We start from the raw sequence: 15687 nt of genomic DNA on the forward strand, positions 1-15687 counted from the left end.
GTCAACTTACCATCAGTAAGTTCGGTCGCAGCCGGGGTAGAGTTGCCACGTGCCGCCGAGTCCCCAGCCGCCGATCGCCCCTCCCGCACCGCGGGTGCGGATGCCGCGTGCCCAGCGCGAGGAGCAGATCCTGCGGATCGCCGAGGAGGTCTTCGCGGAGCGGGGGTTCCAGGCGACCACGATGGAGGACATCGCCGAGCGGGTGGGGGTCACCAAGCCGCTGATCTACGAGTACTTCGGCTCCAAGGAGGGCCTCCTCTCGGCGTGCATCACCCGCGCGCGCACCCAGCTCCGGGTGGCGACCGAGGCGGCCTGGCAGGGGGTCGGCGCAGAGGCGCCGCTCGAGGTGGTGTTCCGGGCCGGGGTCCGCGCGTTCTTCGAGTTCATCGAGGAGCACGCCAACGCCTTCGTCCTCATCCAGCAGGAGGGGGCGGTCGCGTCGCAGGCCAGCCCGCTCATCGAGAGCATCCGCGAGCAGCAGTCCGCGGCGACGATGGCCACCTTCCGCAAGGCTCCGGCGCTCGCGGAGGTGCCCGACCGGCTGCTCGAGGGCTACGTCGAGGTGATCATCGGCGCGTGCGAGCGGGTCGCCGTGTGGCGCACCCGCCGCCCCGGGGTCTCGACGCAGGAGGCGACCGACATCGTCGTGTCGACCGTGTGGGCCGGGCTCGATGCCCTACTCCCCGGCTGAGTCAGCGGTCGACAGCGCGATCCCGTCGAGGATGTCGTGCTCCGAGGTGATCACCCGGTGCACGCCCAGACCGGCCAGTCGGCGCACCACCTCGTGCCAGACCAGGGCCCCGGCCCCGATGACGTCGACCCGGCCGGGGTGCATGAAGCCCAGAGCCGCCCGCTGCGCCCTCGGCATGTGCAGCAACGACTCGCAGGCCCGCAGCACGTCGTCGGACCCGAGCTCGGTGAGGTGGATCCGCACCGGGTCGTAGGCGGTCAGGCCGAGCGCGTGGGCGGTGATCGTGGTGACACTGCCGGCCAGGCCGACGAGCGCCCCGACCCCGGCGAAGTCGACCACCTCGGCGGCACTGTCGATCGCGGCGTTGATGTCGCGGACCGCCGCCGCGATCTCAGCGTGCGTCGGCGGGTCGGACTGCAGGTGCCGCTCGGTCATCCGCACGCACCCGATGTCGACCGAGCGCGCCGCCTCGACCGTCTCCGTGCCGCGGACGAACTCCGTCGACCCACCACCGAGGTCCACCACCAGATAGGGACCGGGTATGCCGCGTGCGCGCAGCTCGCCCGTGGCGCCCCGGAACGAGAGCGCGGCCTCCTCGTCACCCGAGATGACCTCGGGCGCGATTCCGTAGTGGGAGAAGGCTGCTCGCACGCCGACCACGAACTCGTCGGCGTTCGACGCATCCCGCGACGCGGACGTCGCCACGAAGCGGACCCGCTCCGCGCCCACCTCGCGGCACTGCGCGGCATACTCACCGGCCATCGCCAGCGTGCGCTCCATCGCGACCGGGTCGATCCGGCCGGTGCGGTCGACGCCGTAGCCGAGCCGCACCACCTCCATGCGACGCACGACGTCGACGAGCGTGCCGCGCTCCGGGTCGACGTCGGCGACGAGCAGGCGGATCGAGTTCGTGCCGCAGTCGACCGCGCCGACGCGGGTCACCGCACCCATGACGCGCTCACGCCTCGCCATCGGGAGCCGGTGCAGGCACGCAGGAGCCCGACGCCCACCAGTCGTCGAGCCGGGCCAGCGCCTCGTCACCGAGCGGGTTCACCCCCGGGCCGACGGCCAGCGAGTGGCCCACCAGCACGTGCAGGCACTTCACGCGGGTCGGCATGCCACCTGCGGAGATGCCCTCGATCTCCTCGACCTGGCCGAGCTCGGCGCGCCGGGTCAGGTAGTCCTCGTGCGCCGCGGCGTAGGCGGCCGCGAGCTCGGGGTCGTCGGCGAGGCGGTCACTCATCTCCTTCATCAGCCCGGTGGACTCGAGGGTGGAGATCGCGCCGGTCAGCTTGGGGCAGGTCGCGTAGAAGGTCGTGGGGAACGGCGTGCCGTCCGGGAGGCGCGGCTCGGTCTTGAGCACGTCGGGGTGCCCGCAGGGGCAGCGGTGGGCCACGGCGGCAACGCCCCGCGGGACCCGACCCAGCTGGGCCTGCACCGCGTCGAGGTCGGCCTGGGTCGGCTGGTCGCTCACTTGGCGGGGGTGGTCGAGCCGGTCGACCCGGGCGAGCCAGTCGAGCCGGTCGCGGCAGGACCGGCGTCGGCGACCTGCACCGACTCCCACAGCTGGCCGTACCAGGGGTGGTCGCTCGACGCCGCGGGGGCCGTGGCCACCCCGGGCAGGGCCTTGGCCGAGGGCTTGCCGTCGATCACGGTGTAGGACTTCTCACCGACCTTGACGAACTTGAGCCGCTCGCGGGCCTGCTGCATGACGTAGGCGTCGTCGTTCCAGCGGGCCTGTTCCTTCTGCAGGTCGCTGACGCCCTGGCGCTGCTGGCTGACCTGGCCGCGCAGGGCGTCGATCTCGCCCTGCTGGCGCAGGTAGGAGCGGAGGGTCGGGACGAGCGTGACGGCCAGGAGCACGAAGATCGAGGCGAGCACGACCACCCGCATCACCCCGCGGGAGCTGCGCCGCTCGGGCAGGATCGGCGACCCGGCCACCTTGCGGGCCGCACCCGAGGCGGTGGCGCGGGAGCGACCGGGACCGGCTCCGGGGCGCGCCGACGCAGCGCGGGCCGTGCCCGGTCGCCCGGTGCCGCTGCGTGGCGTGGTCGTCCGAGGCGTCGTCGAGCGAGGGGCTGCCTTCCGGGCGGGCGCGCCGGACGGACGGACCGGCTTGTCCTGCCCGTCCGTGCTGTGCCGCGAGTCGGCCATGGTCAGCCCCTGCCAGTCAGCCGTCAGGCCTGTGCCGAGAACCGCGGGAAGGCGCCGGCGCCGGCGTAGACCGCGGCGTCGTCGAGCTCCTCCTCGATGCGCAGCAGCTGGTTGTACTTGGCGACCCGCTCGGACCGGGCGGGCGCACCGGTCTTGATCTGCCCGCAGTTGGTCGCGACGGCGAGGTCGGCGATGGTGACGTCCTCGGTCTCGCCCGAGCGGTGGCTCATCATGCAGCGGTAGCCACTGCGGTGGGCCAGGTCGACGGCGTCGAGGGTCTCGGTGAGCGAGCCGATCTGGTTGACCTTGACCAGGAGGGCGTTCGCGGTGCCCGACTCGATACCCCGCAGCAGACGCACCGGGTTGGTGACGAACAGGTCGTCGCCGACGAGCTGCACGCGGTCGCCGAGGCGGTCGGTCATGGCCTTCCAGCCGTCCCAGTCCTCCTCGTTGAGCGGGTCCTCGATGGACACCAGCGGGTAGGAGTCGACCAGGTCGGCGTAGTAGTCGACCATCTCGGCAGAGCTCTTGGCAGCACCCTCGAACTGGTAGGTGCCGTCCTCGTTGTGGAACTCGCTCGCCGCGACGTCGAGGGCCAGCGCGATCTGGGTGCCGGCCTGGTAGCCGGCCTTCTCGATCGCCTCGAGGATGAGGTCGAGCGCAGCGCGGTTGGACTCGAGGTTGGGCGCGAAGCCACCCTCGTCGCCGAGGCCGGTCGCCAGCCCGCGCTCCTTCAGCACACCCTTGAGCGCGTGGTAGACCTCCGCGCCCCAGCGCAGCGCCTCGCGGAAGGTCTCGGCGCCGATCGGGGCGATCATGAACTCCTGGACGTCGACGTTGGAGTCCGCGTGGCTGCCGCCGTTGAGGATGTTCATCATCGGCACAGGCAGGACGTGGGCGTTCGGTCCGCCGAGGTAGCGGAACAGCGGCAGGCCGGCCGACTCCGCAGCGGCCTTGGCCACCGCGAGCGAGACGCCGAGGATGGCGTTGGCGCCGAGCTTGCCCTTGTTGTCGGTGCCGTCGAGCCCGAGCATCACGCCGTCGATGAGGCGCTGCTCGCTGGCCTCGTAGCCCACGAGCTTGGGGTTGATCTCGTCGAGGACGGCGTCCACGGCCTGCTCGACACCCTTGCCGAGGTAGCGGTTCTTGTCGCCGTCACGACGCTCGACCGCCTCGAAGGCGCCCGTCGAGGCGCCGGAGGGAACGGCGGCGCGGGCGATGGTGCCGTCGTCGAGGGCCACCTCGACCTCCACCGTCGGGTTGCCGCGCGAGTCGAGGATCTCGCGAGCGCCTACTGCGTCAATGGTGGCCACAGACTTCTCCATCGGATTGCTGAACAGACGGTGCCGGACAGATACGGTCCGAGGCTACCCGCCCGCACCCCGCCCAGCGACGACCGACCCGCACCGTGGACGTACCCCGTGGAGCCCGCCCCGCGGCATACCTCGCGGTTGTCACAGCTTTATCGGGTCTAGCAGGAAAGTTGACCCTCGCACGTGTTCGGAAGCGGTGCGAGGATCAAAGTTCTTGCCAGACCCGATAAAGGTGAGGTTCGGGGGTGGTCAGGGCAGCAGGCGTTGGTATGCCGCCGCGAGCGCGGCTCCCAGCCGGGCGTTGTGCCGCACGAGGGCGATGTTGGTCTCGAGGCTCGCACCCCCGGACAGCTCGACGATCCGGCCCAGCAGGAAGGGCGTGATGTCCTTGCCGTGGATGCCGCGCTCGGCGCACTCGGCGAGGGCCTGGTCGATCAGCCCGCCGATCTCGGCAGCCGGGATCTCGTCCTCGACGGGCACCGGGTTGGTGACCGCGATACCGCCGGACAGGCCCAGCGACCACTTCGCGTGCATCATCGCGGCGACGTCGTCGGCCCCGTCGACCCGCATCGGCGCCGGGTGCCCGCTCTCGCGCGAGTAGAAGGACGGGAACTCGTCGGAGCCGACGACCACGACCGGCACTCCCAGGGTCTCCAGCGACTCGAGGGTCAGGCCGATGTCGAGGATCGACTTCACCCCGGCGCTGATCACGGCCACGTCGGTCTGTCCCAGCTCGGTGAGGTCGGCCGAGATGTCGAAGCTCGTCTCGGCGCCGCGGTGCACCCCGCCGAGGCCACCGGTCACGAACACCCTGATCCCGGCCAGGGCCGCGAGCCGCATCGTGCTGGCGACCGTGGTGGCGCCGTGCGCCCGCCGGGCGATGACGTAGGGGAGGTCGCGGATGCTGACCTTGGCGACGTCGGGGTGGGTCGCCAGGGTCTCGAGCTCGTCGCGGGTGAGGCCGATCCGCGGCACCCCGTCGAGGACCGCGATCGTGGCCGGGACCGCACCGCCGTCGCGGATGATCTGCTCGACCTCGAGCGCCATCTCGACGTTGCGGGGGTATGGCATGCCGTGGCTGATGATCGTGCTCTCGAGGGCCACGACCGGTGGGCCGGCGGCGAGCGCCTCGGCCACCTCGGTCGTGAGCTGGAGCGAGGGGTGCGGGGTGGTCATGCGTTCTCCTTGGACGTGCTCTTCGGGGCCGTGCTGCTGGCCGTCTTGCCACTCTGGGTCGCGTCACGCAGCACCTTGCGGAGCTCGGCGTCGATGAGCCGGGGGGTCAGGTCGGGGCGGACGGTCTCGGGGCTGGCGACCGTGAGCGCGGCCGCCATCTGGCCGAACCGGGCCGCGTCGACCGGTCCGTCGCCACGCATGAGCGCGTGGACGAAGGCCGCGGTCATGGCGTCGCCGGCGCCGGTGACGTCGACCGGCGTGACGGGCGGGGCGGCGAGGGTGACGACCGTGACGCGCCCCCCTGCGCCCAGGCTGCTGAGCAGGCTCCCCTTGGTGCCGCGACGGACCCAGACGTTCTGCACGCCCACGTCGTGCAGCCGGCGGGCGGCCCGGGAGATCGCGACGCGCGTCTGGGGCACGGTCTCGCCGACGATGGCGGACAGCTCGTCGAGGTTGGGGGTGAGCGCCAGCACCGGCCGCTGCGGCGACAGCAGGTGCGCCAGTGGTCGCGCCTTGGCGACGCTGACCGGTTCGAGCACCACCGGCACCTCGACGGCCGCGGCGAAGTCGAGCAGCCAGGCGGCCGGCGCCTCGGGGATGTTGCCGTCGAGGACCAGCAGCGTCGCGTGGCTGAGCAGGTCGCGCGAGGCCATCAGCTGGCGCACGGTGAGCCGGTCGGTCGCCCGCATGTTCGACACCGCCACCACCAGCTCGCCGGTGGAGTCGAGCACGGCGAGGTAGGTGCCGGTGGCATCGTCCGACGCGATCATGTGGTCCACCACGACCCCGGCCGCCCGGGTGGCGGCAACGATCTCGTCGCCGAACGAGTCGCCACCCACGGGGGCCACGAGGTGGGTCGGGCTGCCCAGCCGGGCGAGGTTCTCGGCGATGTTGCGGCCCACTCCCCCAGGGGTGCTCATGGCCGCACCCGGGTTGGAGGTGCGCAGCTGGATCGCGTCCTTCGAGTGCGCCTTGATGTCCATGTTGGCGCCACCGACCACGACGACGGAGTGCGCATCCGGGCGGACGATGTAGCCGCGACCGAGGATGGCGCCCTTGCGGGTGAGGTTGGACAGGTGCACCGACACGGCTGCCTTGGTCGACCCGAGCCGCTCCGCGATGGCCGCGGCGTCGAGGAGGGGCTGGGCACGGAGCAGGTCGACGATGTCCCGCTCACGGTCGGTGAGGCTCATGCTTGGAACTCTAAGGGCACTTGTAATTCCAAACAAGAGCGGGGTTGCAGCCCGGTGTCCCACAGCGCGGGGGCCCGGCACCTACTCGGTGCCGGACCCCCGGGTGTCGCTCGAGCCCCCGGTCACGCGGGGTGGGCCAGGTGACCGTGGTTCCGGCGCGAGAACGCCGCCGCACCGGCACCGGCGAGGGCGATACCGGCGAGCAGGCCGGCGCCGAGCTGCAGCACCTCGACTCCGTTGTCGTCGATCGGGTTGGGCAGGGACCGCTGGTTGCCGCCGGTCGCGGGGCCCTCGTAGCAGTTGACGGAGCAGTGCTGGTCGGCCCAGTCGCCGTTCCCGGGCACCTGGCGGGCGCTGGCCGGGCCGGCGATGGAGAGGGCGATGAGTCCGGTGGCTCCGAAGACGGCGGCCGACCGGCGAAGGCTGGTGGTGTGCGACATGGTCCTGGTCCTTTGCGTGAGCTGGTGGTTCGTGCCGGACGGGTTGTCCACGACCGTTGTCGCACCCACCGGTACCGGGACAGCGCCGGGCGGGTATCAGCCGGGTATCAGCGCCGTTGACGGGGTGCCGGTGGAGGGTCACATTCGAGGTGTGCGCATCGCCGTGCTCGGCCCCCTCGAAGTCGACGAGGGACGGATCCTCCTGGCGCCGCGGGACCAGGTGGTCCTCGAGGCACTGGCCGCCCGCCCCGGTGAGACCGTCCGGGCCGATGCCATTGCGGAGGCCCTCTGGGGCGAACACCTCCCGCCCTCGTGGCCCAAGGTGGTGCAGGGGTGCGTCTCCCGGCTACGGAAGGCGCTCGGCGCGGCCGCGATCGTGACGTCGGGGACGGGGTACCGGCTCGTCCTGCACCGCGACGACTTCGACCACCTCTGCTTCGAGGACCTGCTGCTGCGCGCGGGCGAGCTGCTGGCGACAGGTGAGCCCGAGCGGGCGCGATACGCCAGCGGCCAGGCGCTGGGCCTGTGGCGCGGCGACCCGTTGGAGCGACTGACGGACTGGGACGTCGGACGGATCGAGACCGAGCGCCTCGCCGAACGCAGGCGTGACGGCGAGGACCTGTATGCCGAGTCGGCCATCCGCGCGGGCCGGCACCGCGACGTCCTCGGCGAGCTCCACCGCATGGTCGCCCAACAGCCCACCCGCGAACGCCGGTGGGGGCTGCTGGCCCTCGCGCAGTACCAGGCGGGTCGTCAGGCGGAGGCCCTCGGGACGCTCCAACGCGCCCGGGCCACCCTCGTCAACGAGTTCGGGCTCGACCCCGGACCCCAGCTCGCCGACCTCGAGGAGGCGATCCTGCGGCAGGACCCCACCCTGGTCACCCAGGGCACACCCCCCGAGCAGGACGCCGCCTGTCCCTACCTCGGACTGGTCGCGTACGACGTCGGTGACGCACCGGCATACTTCGGCCGCGAGGCGGACGTCGCCGCCTGCCTGCGGCGCCTCGACGAGGCCGGCGTCCTCGCGGTGGTGGGGCCGTCCGGGTGCGGCAAGTCCTCGCTGATCCGGGCCGGGGTGGCGGCGGCACTGGTCCGCGACGGTCACGCGGTGAAGATCGTGACGCCGGGGACCCACCCGGAGGAGGTGCTGGCGCAGGCATCGGCCGGGGTCGGTGCGGTGTTCGTCATCGACCAGTGCGAGGAGGCACTGGGCCTCCCGGAGACGTCCCCGGAGCGGGAGGCGTTCTTCGCGGGACTGGTCGAGTTCGCCAGGCGGGGTCGGCTCGTCCTCTCGCTGCGCGCGGACCGCCTCGGCGAGCTCGCCGTCCACCCCGAGTTCGCCCACCTGGCCGAGAAGGGTCTCTACCTGTTGGGGGGCATGGGTCCGGCCGAGCTGCGCAGTGCCGTGGAGGGGCCCGCGGCGCAGGCCGGGCTGCGGCTCGAGCCGGGGCTGGTCGACCTGCTCGTGCGCGAGGTCGAGGGCTCGCCCGGGGCGCTGCCCCTCCTGTCCCACGTGTTGCGCCAGACGTGGCGGCGCCGCGAGGGCGACACGTTGACGGTCAAGGGGTATGCCGCGACCGGAGGAGTGCGCGAAGCCGTCGCCCAGTCGGCCGAGCGGCTCTACCGCGAGCTGAGCCCCAGCCAACAGGGCATGCTCCGTGATCTCATGGTGCGTCTGGTCTCGTCGGACGACTCCGGCGAGCCCGTGCGCACCCGGGTGTCCCGGCGCGTCGTCACGTCGGACGACGAGCACACCGCTGTCGTGGAGGCGCTGGTGGGGGCCCGGCTCGTGAGCAGTGACGGCGACACGGTGGAGATCGCGCACGAGTCCCTGGCGGTCGCCTGGCCGCGGCTGCGCTCGTGGTTGGACGACGACGTCGACGGGCTCCGGATCATGCGCCACCTCACCGTGGCCGCCGAGAGCTGGGACGAGCTGGGACGGCCCGACAGCGAGCTGTACCGCGGCGTCCGGCAGGCCCGGGCAGCGGAGTGGCGGCGCAGCCACGACCCCGAGCTCACTCCCCCGGAGCGGGCCTTCCTCGACACCTCGGCCGAGCTGGCCGAGACCGAGCAGCGGGCCACCGAGGAGCAGGTCCGCCGGGAACGGCGCTCCAACCAACGGCTCCGGGCCGGGCTCGCCGCGGTCGCCGTCCTGCTCGCCGTTTCGATCGTCGCCGGGGCCCTCGCCAAGACCGCCGCAGACCGTGCCGACCAGCAGAAGGCCGTGGCCTCCGCCGCGGCTCGCGCCGCAGACGCGCGACGGCTCAGCGCCGAGGCACTGCGATCGACCGAGATCGACCGCTCGCTGCTGCTCGCCACCGCCGGTACGGCACTGCACGACTCCGCCGACACCCGATTCGCACTCGCGCAGGTGCTCGACCGGGCGCCTCAGCTCATCCGCGCCGTCCGGAACACCGGCGGGTTCATCTCGCTCTCCCTGCACCCGGACGGAAAGACCATCGCCGCGGCCGAGCCCTTGGGCGGCGTGGCGATCTTCGACAGCGGCACTTTGGCCGAGGTGGCACGCAACGACGAGGTCACCACCCGGTCAGTGCGGTTCAGCCCCGACGGTAGGCAGCTGGCGGCCAGCGCGAACCCCTGGACCCCCACCGGGGAACGTCCGGTCCACGCCATTCCTCTCCGCCTGCTCGACCCGCGGACCGCAAAGCTGCTCCCAACCCAGCTCGGCGGCGTGCCGTCCGGGCGGGTCCTTCACGAGAGCTTCGCCTACAGCGCCAACGGGAAGTGGCTTGCGGCGGGTTTCATCCACCCTCGCGAGGCTGATGGCAGGACGGTCTTCCGCGTGTGGGACACAGCCCACGTGGGCACACCGATCGCCTCCTTCAGCGTTTCCTGGATCGCCAGCGTCCCACCTGCGGTCAGCGGCGACGGCCGACGGGTCTATGTGACGTCGGACGACGGTGGGCACGTCTTCGACGCGTCCTCGGGCCGCGAGCTGAAGCACCTCGCGGCCGCACAACCGGAGGGGTTCGTGACGAGCCAGGACGGGTCGAAGCTGGCCCTCCGCGACGGCTCCCAGATCCGGGTCCTCGACCCGGGGCGCCTGACCACGCTGGCCACCCTGCGCGAGGACGGGCAGATCGACCACCCGATCGCCTTTGACCCCGAGGGCAAGCGGGTGGCGTATGTCGTCGACGGGACGACAGTCGTGCGCTCCATTGGCACGCCCGACCTCCCGGGGGTGCCCTACCCGACGGGCGACGAGTTCGCTGCCGCGGCACTGGTCTTCGGACGCGACGGGACGACGCTCTTCGGGGCGCGCACGGACGGCCTCCTGCTGGCGTGGGACCTCAAGGGCGATCGACGGTACGTCCCCACGACCGCGTCGGTGGAGCACGACCCAGAGGTCAGTCCCTACGTCGCTGCCGTGTCGCCCGACCATCGCACGCTCGTCCAGTTCGGCCGCACCGACAAGGGGCCAGCCGTCCAGTTCCGCACCGTGGGGAACGGCACACTAGGCCCTGCCACACCCACGCGTCAGACGGAGGGCTGGTACGTCGGCCTGGCGTGGCGACCGGACAGCACGGCCGTGGCCTCGATGCTCGACGACGAGTGGGTCCGGGTGTGGGCTCGCGATGACGGCAGCCTCCTCGACGAGCACCGGGTCCCCGGGGACGGCGTGTTCTCGGCGTCGTTCAGCCGCGACGGCACCCGCCTTGCGATCGGCACCCGGAACGGCTGGGTCAGAACGTTCGGCACCGGCGGGCGGGCGTCGGGACCCGACATCCGCATCAGCACGCAGAAGCCGGCGGGTGCGGTGGCGATGACCCGGGACGGCCGCCGCGCGGTCGCGACCGCGGGCGAGCAGGTCGTGCTCCTCGATCTCGAGTCCGGCAAGGAGCTGCGCAGGGCCGACCTCGGCTTCGTGGCCGTCGGTGTGAGCTTTGCTCCCGACGGCCGGACGATCGCCGCCACGGGTCTCGCCCCCGCGCAGGCCTACTTCGGGGCCACTTCGGTGCTCGACGCCGGCACCCTGGCGACAGCATGGTCGGTGTTCGGGCCCCAGGCCGGTGGAGACTTCCCGACCTACTCCGCCGACGGAACGCGGTTCCTCACCGTCGGGGACGGGCAGGTACGGGTCTACGACCTCACCGGTGGACTGGTGGGATCGATGCAGTCGGAGGGGCTCGCGGCTGCCTCGTTCGCGGACGATGCCGGGGCCATCACGCTCGTGTCGTCCACGGGGGCTCTCTCGCGGTGGGACTACCGGCCCGAGGCCGCCCGGCGGGCTGCGTGCCGGATCGCGGGACGTGATCTCACTGACCAGGAGTGGGACAAGTTCCTTCCTGAGCGGCAACGCATCAAGGTCTGCTGACGAGGCGAGACCGACACTGCGGCATACCTCTCCCGACCCGGGTGAAACCGGCTCGGTGTCACCTTCGTGCGGCGCCGGTGTCAGGCCGGTGTCAGGGCGGTTGACGCCGCCTCCGGCGAGGATCACTGTCGAGGCATGCGCATTGCGCTGCTGGGAACGCTGCAGGTCAACGAGGGTCGGACGACTCTCGGTCCCCGCGACCGCATCATCCTGCAGGCCCTCGCCACCCGCCCCGGCACGGAGCTAAGCGCCGAGGCGCTAGCCGAGACCCTGTGGGGCGAGGACCTGCCCGAGACCTGGCAGAAAGTGGTCCAGGGCTGCATCGTCCGTCTTCGCAAGGCGCTCGGCGCCGAAGCGATCCAGACCTCACCGCACGGTTATCGCCTGGACCTGCACCAGGACGAGGTGGACCACCTCCAGTTCGAGCACCTGCTGACGCGGGCTCGCGAGCTGTTGGCGAGCAGCGAGCCCGAGCGCGCCCGCTACGTCACCGGGCAGGCCCGCGAGCTGTGGCGGGGCGAACCGCTCGTCGACCTCGCGGACTGGGGTCCCGGACGCGTCGAGGCGGAGCGCCTGATCGAGCTGTGGCGCGACGCCGAGGACCTCCACGCCGAAGCCGGCCTGCGCTGCGGCCGCTACCAGGAGGTGCTCGGTGACGCCCTGCGCATGGTGTCCGAGCAGCCGACTCGCGAGCGCCGCTGGGGCCTGTTGGCTCTCGCGCAGTACCAAGCGGGAAGACAGGGCGACGCCCTCCAGACGCTGCACCGCGCCAAGCTCACGCTTGCCAACGAGCTGGGCCTCGATCCCGGCCCGGAGCTGGCCGACCTGGAGCAGGCGATCCTGCACCAGGACCCGTCGCTGGCGGCACGGACGGTCCTGCCCCCGTCCAGCGTCGAGTGCCCCTACCTCGGGCTGGTGGCCTACGACATCGCGGACGCCCCGACCTTCTTCGGTCGGGACCAGGTGACCGCCGCGTGCCTTCGCCGCCTCGACCAGTCCGGCGTGCTCGCGGTGGTGGGGCCGTCGGGATCCGGCAAGTCCTCCCTCGCGCGGGCGGGCATCGCAGCAGCCCTCGAGCGTGACGGTCGGGTCATCCATGTGCTCACGCCGGGTAGCCGCCCCATGCGTGCCCTCAGCAGTGTCCCGTCGCGTCCGGGCACCGTCCTCGTCGTCGACCAGTGCGAGGAGGCGCTGGCCGTCGACGAGTCCGCGCCGGAACGCATCGAGTTCTTCGCGACGCTGGTCGACTTCGCCGAACGGCACCCGCTGGTGGTCACCCTGCGCGCGGACCGGTTCGGGGAGCTGGCTCCGCACCCCGACTTCGCCCGGCTCGTCGAGGGCGGCCTCTACCTCCTGGGCCCGATGACCGAACCCGACCTGCGACGAGCGATCGAGGGTCCCGCCGCCCAGGCCGGCCTGCGGCTCGAACCGGGCCTCGTCGACCTCCTCGTGCGTGAGGTGGCCGGCGAGCCCTCGGCCCTCCCCCTCCTGTCCCACGTGCTCCGCCAGACGTGGCGACACCGCGAGGGCGGCACCCTCACGGTCGAGGGGTATGCCGCGACAGGTGGCGTTCGCGAGGCGGTGGCCCAGTCGGCCGAGGGAGTGTTCCGCGCGCTGGACCCCGAGCGCCAGGCCATGCTCCGAGACCTGATGCTGAGGCTGGTCACGCCCGACGAAGGAGGCGACCCGGTGCGCACCCGGGTCCCACGGCGGTCGATCACCGGAGACCAGGAGCACCTCGAGCTGGTCGAGCAGCTGGTCGGGGCCCGCCTGCTGGCGAGCGACGGTGACACCGTCGAGATCGCGCACGAGTCACTCGCGGTGGCCTGGCCGCGCCTGCGGTCGTGGCTGGACGAGGACGTCGACGGGCTGCGCACGCTGCGTCACCTCACCGTCGCGGCCGAGAGCTGGGACGAGCTCGGTCGCCCCGACAGCGAGCTCTACCGTGGCGTCCGCCAGGCGCGGGCGGCCGAGTGGCACCAGCGGAGCTGTGCCACGCTCACGGAGACCGAACGCGACTTCCTGCATGACTCCGCCGCGCTGGCCAACAAGGAGCAGCGGGCCACCGAAGCCCAGGTGCTCCGCGAGCGCCAGCTGAACCAGCGCCTGCGCCTCGGCTTGGCGGCAGTCGCCGCCCTGCTGGCTGTCGCGATCGTCGCCGGGGCCGTGGCGCTCACCGCCCGGGACAACGCCGACCAGCAGGCTGCGAGGGCGTCTCGACAGGCGCGCGCGGCAGACGCTCGTCGGCTCGGGTCCGAGGCACTGCGGGCCACCGAGGCCGACCGCTCCCTGCTGCTCGCTGCGGCAGGGGTCTCGCTGGACGACTCGCTGGACACCCGGACGAACCTCCTGGCCACCCTCGACCGCGCGCCCGCCCTCCTCGCGAGCGCCCGCAGTGCCGGCCGGATCTACCACCTGGCGGCCAACCCGACGACCGACCAGGTGGCGGTGATGGCCGCTGACGGCATCGGGCTCGAGCTGTATGACGGACGGACCCTCCGCCGCATGCCGCTGCCGGAGAAGCTCGTCGGTGGGACCGTCGTCGCCAGGCCGGACGGCCTGGGCTACGCCGTATCTGTCTCGGGCGACCTCGTGGAGAGCGGGCAGCCGCCCATCCTCCTGCTGGATCGGACCGGCGCCAGGTCGACGGCGCAGCTGGGAGGACTCCCGCCCCGCTACCAGGTCCTCGACCTGGGGTTCCCCCGCCGCTGGTACCTCGGGTTCTCCCCGACCAGCCGCTGGTTCGCCGCATCCCTGGTCCGCATGCCGGAGGACGGCAAGACGCTCACGTTCGTCTGGGACCTCGAGCACCCTGAACGACCGGTGGCCAGGCTCGAGCTCGGGTGGGTGGGCAGCGCTGCCACCATCAGCCCCGACGGGCGCACGCTCTACTCGGGCGCCTACGGCCTGGACCTCGTGCCCGGCGGGAAGGGCCAGCTGCTCGTCACCAAGCTCCCCAGCGGCACGACGCGCCGGACCCTGGACCCCGCTGACCTGGCCGTCCGCCAGCTCGACGACGTGCTGGCGCAGAGCCCGGACGGCCGGACCCTAGCGGTCGGGGCCGGCGTCGAGGTCGTCCTGGTGGACACCGCCACGCTGAAGCCACGAGCGCACCTCTCCGGGCAGGGGGCCACCCAGGCGTTGGCCTTCTCGGCGGACGGCACCCAGCTGGCCGCGAGCGGAGACCGCCTGACGGTGTGGGACCTCAGCGCCGACGAGCCGGTGGTGGTCCTCAGCCAGGTCGGTGAGGTCGACGACCCTGCCTTCAGCCGTGACGGGAAGACGCTCTACACGAAGACCGTCGCCGGTCTCGTCCAGGCATGGGACCTCAGCGGCGACCGACGCTTCCTCTCCGCCCGGCGCGGTCAGCACCTGGACTGGCCAGACTACTGGCTCAAGTTCTCCCCTGACCGGTCGAAGGTCGCCTACGTTGCCAACGGACCCAAGTTCCGCATCCGCGACGTCGCCACCGGCCGGCTCGGTCCGGAGGTCGCACCGAAAGCCATGGCACAGGGGAGCTACAACGACATCGCGTGGCACCCCGACAGCACCATCGTCAGCATGACGTCGGGAGACCCGTGGGTCCGGACCTGGGACGCCACCACCGCCCGGGAGCTGGCTGCCCGGAGGCTCGCTCCCGCCGCCTCTGGCGAGTCCGCTGCCGCCTCCTACTTCAGCCGCGACGGGAAGTACCTGCTCGTCGGCACCACCGAGGGTCGGATCCACGTCCTCGACGCACGGACCCTCGTGCCGGCCCGTGCCCCGATCCAGGTACACGAAGTGAAAGACAGCGAGCCCAGGGCTGACGACGTCTGGAGCTTCGTCGCGAGCGGCGACGGCCACACCGCATACCTCAACGACGCGATCGTGGACTACCTCGCCGGGACGGTCCGATCCCTGCCGGACCTCGGCTTTACGGTCGTGGACATGTACCCGTCGCCCGACGGAAAGCGCCTCATCGTCGGCACCGGCCCCACCGGCACTGGGCTCCTCGACGCCACCACCATGCGCTGGATCTCCCGGCCCAGTGCTGCCCAGGCCGGGCTCGTCGGCAACTACACGACCACCTGGAGCGACGACGGGACTCTGGTGGCCAGCGTCAACCAAGACGGTCGGGTGACTTACTGGGACGGGCGCTTTGGGGATCTCCTCGGCAGCACGACGGCAGTCCCCGGAGGCGACCCCGCGTTCTCGATGGATCACCAGCGGCTGCTCATCGCCGCCGATGACTCGGTCCTCAACTGGGACCTCGACCCACACTCCTGGGTCACAGCAGCCTGTCGGCGGGCCGGCCGCCCCCTGACCGAGCACGAGTGGCACAACTACCTACCGGACCGCCCTTTCGAGCCGGTCTGCGCTTCCTGAGCGAGCAGGCAGAATGCCG

10 protein-coding genes are annotated in these 15687 nt (G+C 72.1%); 3 read left to right on the forward strand and 7 right to left on the reverse strand.

Going from position 1 to position 15687, the window contains the following annotated elements; all coding sequences use genetic code 11:
• Positions 1–49 precede the first annotated feature (49 nt).
• On the forward strand, positions 50–691 hold the full coding sequence (locus tag ASG91_RS13415; protein WP_235545611.1) for a TetR/AcrR family transcriptional regulator: 642 nt from the start codon (positions 50–52) through the stop codon (positions 689–691).
• Here the strand turns inward: ASG91_RS13415 and ASG91_RS13420 are convergent.
• The 7 genes from ASG91_RS13420 to ASG91_RS13450 form a co-directional block, all read right to left on the reverse strand.
• Positions 677–1633 (reverse strand): Ppx/GppA phosphatase family protein, encoded by a 957-nt coding sequence (locus tag ASG91_RS13420; protein ID WP_056923273.1) that lies wholly within the window; start codon positions 1631–1633, stop codon positions 677–679. The genes ASG91_RS13415 and ASG91_RS13420 overlap by 15 nt on opposite strands.
• A gap of 16 nt (positions 1634–1649) precedes the next feature.
• Positions 1650–2165 carry a DUF501 domain-containing protein gene (locus tag ASG91_RS13425; RefSeq protein ID WP_157606348.1) on the reverse strand — a complete coding sequence of 172 codons (516 nt, stop codon included), beginning with the start codon at positions 2163–2165 and terminating at the stop codon, positions 1650–1652.
• On the reverse strand, positions 2162–2845 hold the full coding sequence (locus tag ASG91_RS13430) for a septum formation initiator family protein (protein ID WP_056923102.1): 684 nt from the start codon (positions 2843–2845) through the stop codon (positions 2162–2164). The genes ASG91_RS13425 and ASG91_RS13430 overlap by 4 nt, the downstream gene beginning before the upstream one ends.
• Before the next feature lie 23 nt (positions 2846–2868).
• Positions 2869–4158, reverse strand: a complete 1290-nt coding sequence (eno, locus tag ASG91_RS13435; protein ID WP_056923103.1) for a phosphopyruvate hydratase — start codon at positions 4156–4158, stop codon at positions 2869–2871.
• Positions 4159–4407: 249 nt separating this feature from the next.
• Positions 4408–5334, reverse strand: coding sequence for a pseudouridine-5'-phosphate glycosidase (locus ASG91_RS13440; RefSeq protein WP_056923104.1), 927 nt, complete (start codon positions 5332–5334; stop codon positions 4408–4410).
• A complete protein-coding gene (locus ASG91_RS13445) occupies positions 5331–6527 on the reverse strand; it encodes a PfkB family carbohydrate kinase (RefSeq protein WP_082594162.1) in 1197 nt (398 codons plus the stop codon). The genes ASG91_RS13440 and ASG91_RS13445 overlap by 4 nt, the downstream gene beginning before the upstream one ends.
• Before the next feature lie 122 nt (positions 6528–6649).
• Positions 6650–6967 (reverse strand): hypothetical protein, encoded by a 318-nt coding sequence (locus ASG91_RS13450; RefSeq protein ID WP_056923105.1) that lies wholly within the window; start codon positions 6965–6967, stop codon positions 6650–6652.
• A gap of 151 nt (positions 6968–7118) precedes the next feature.
• Between ASG91_RS13450 and ASG91_RS13455 the strand changes: the two genes are divergently transcribed.
• Together ASG91_RS13455 and ASG91_RS13460 are read left to right on the forward strand one after the other, a co-directional pair.
• The gene (locus ASG91_RS13455; RefSeq protein ID WP_056923106.1) at positions 7119–11303 is read left to right on the forward strand and encodes a BTAD domain-containing putative transcriptional regulator; all 4185 of its coding nucleotides are present in this window, start codon (positions 7119–7121) and stop codon (positions 11301–11303) included.
• Positions 11304–11438: 135 nt separating this feature from the next.
• The gene (locus tag ASG91_RS13460; protein WP_056923107.1) at positions 11439–15668 is read left to right on the forward strand and encodes a BTAD domain-containing putative transcriptional regulator; all 4230 of its coding nucleotides are present in this window, start codon (positions 11439–11441) and stop codon (positions 15666–15668) included.
• Positions 15669–15687 lie beyond the last annotated feature (19 nt).

It is taken from the genome of Phycicoccus sp. Soil802, from assembly GCF_001429605.1.
Taxonomy (GTDB): Bacteria; Actinomycetota; Actinomycetes; order Actinomycetales; family Dermatophilaceae; genus Pedococcus.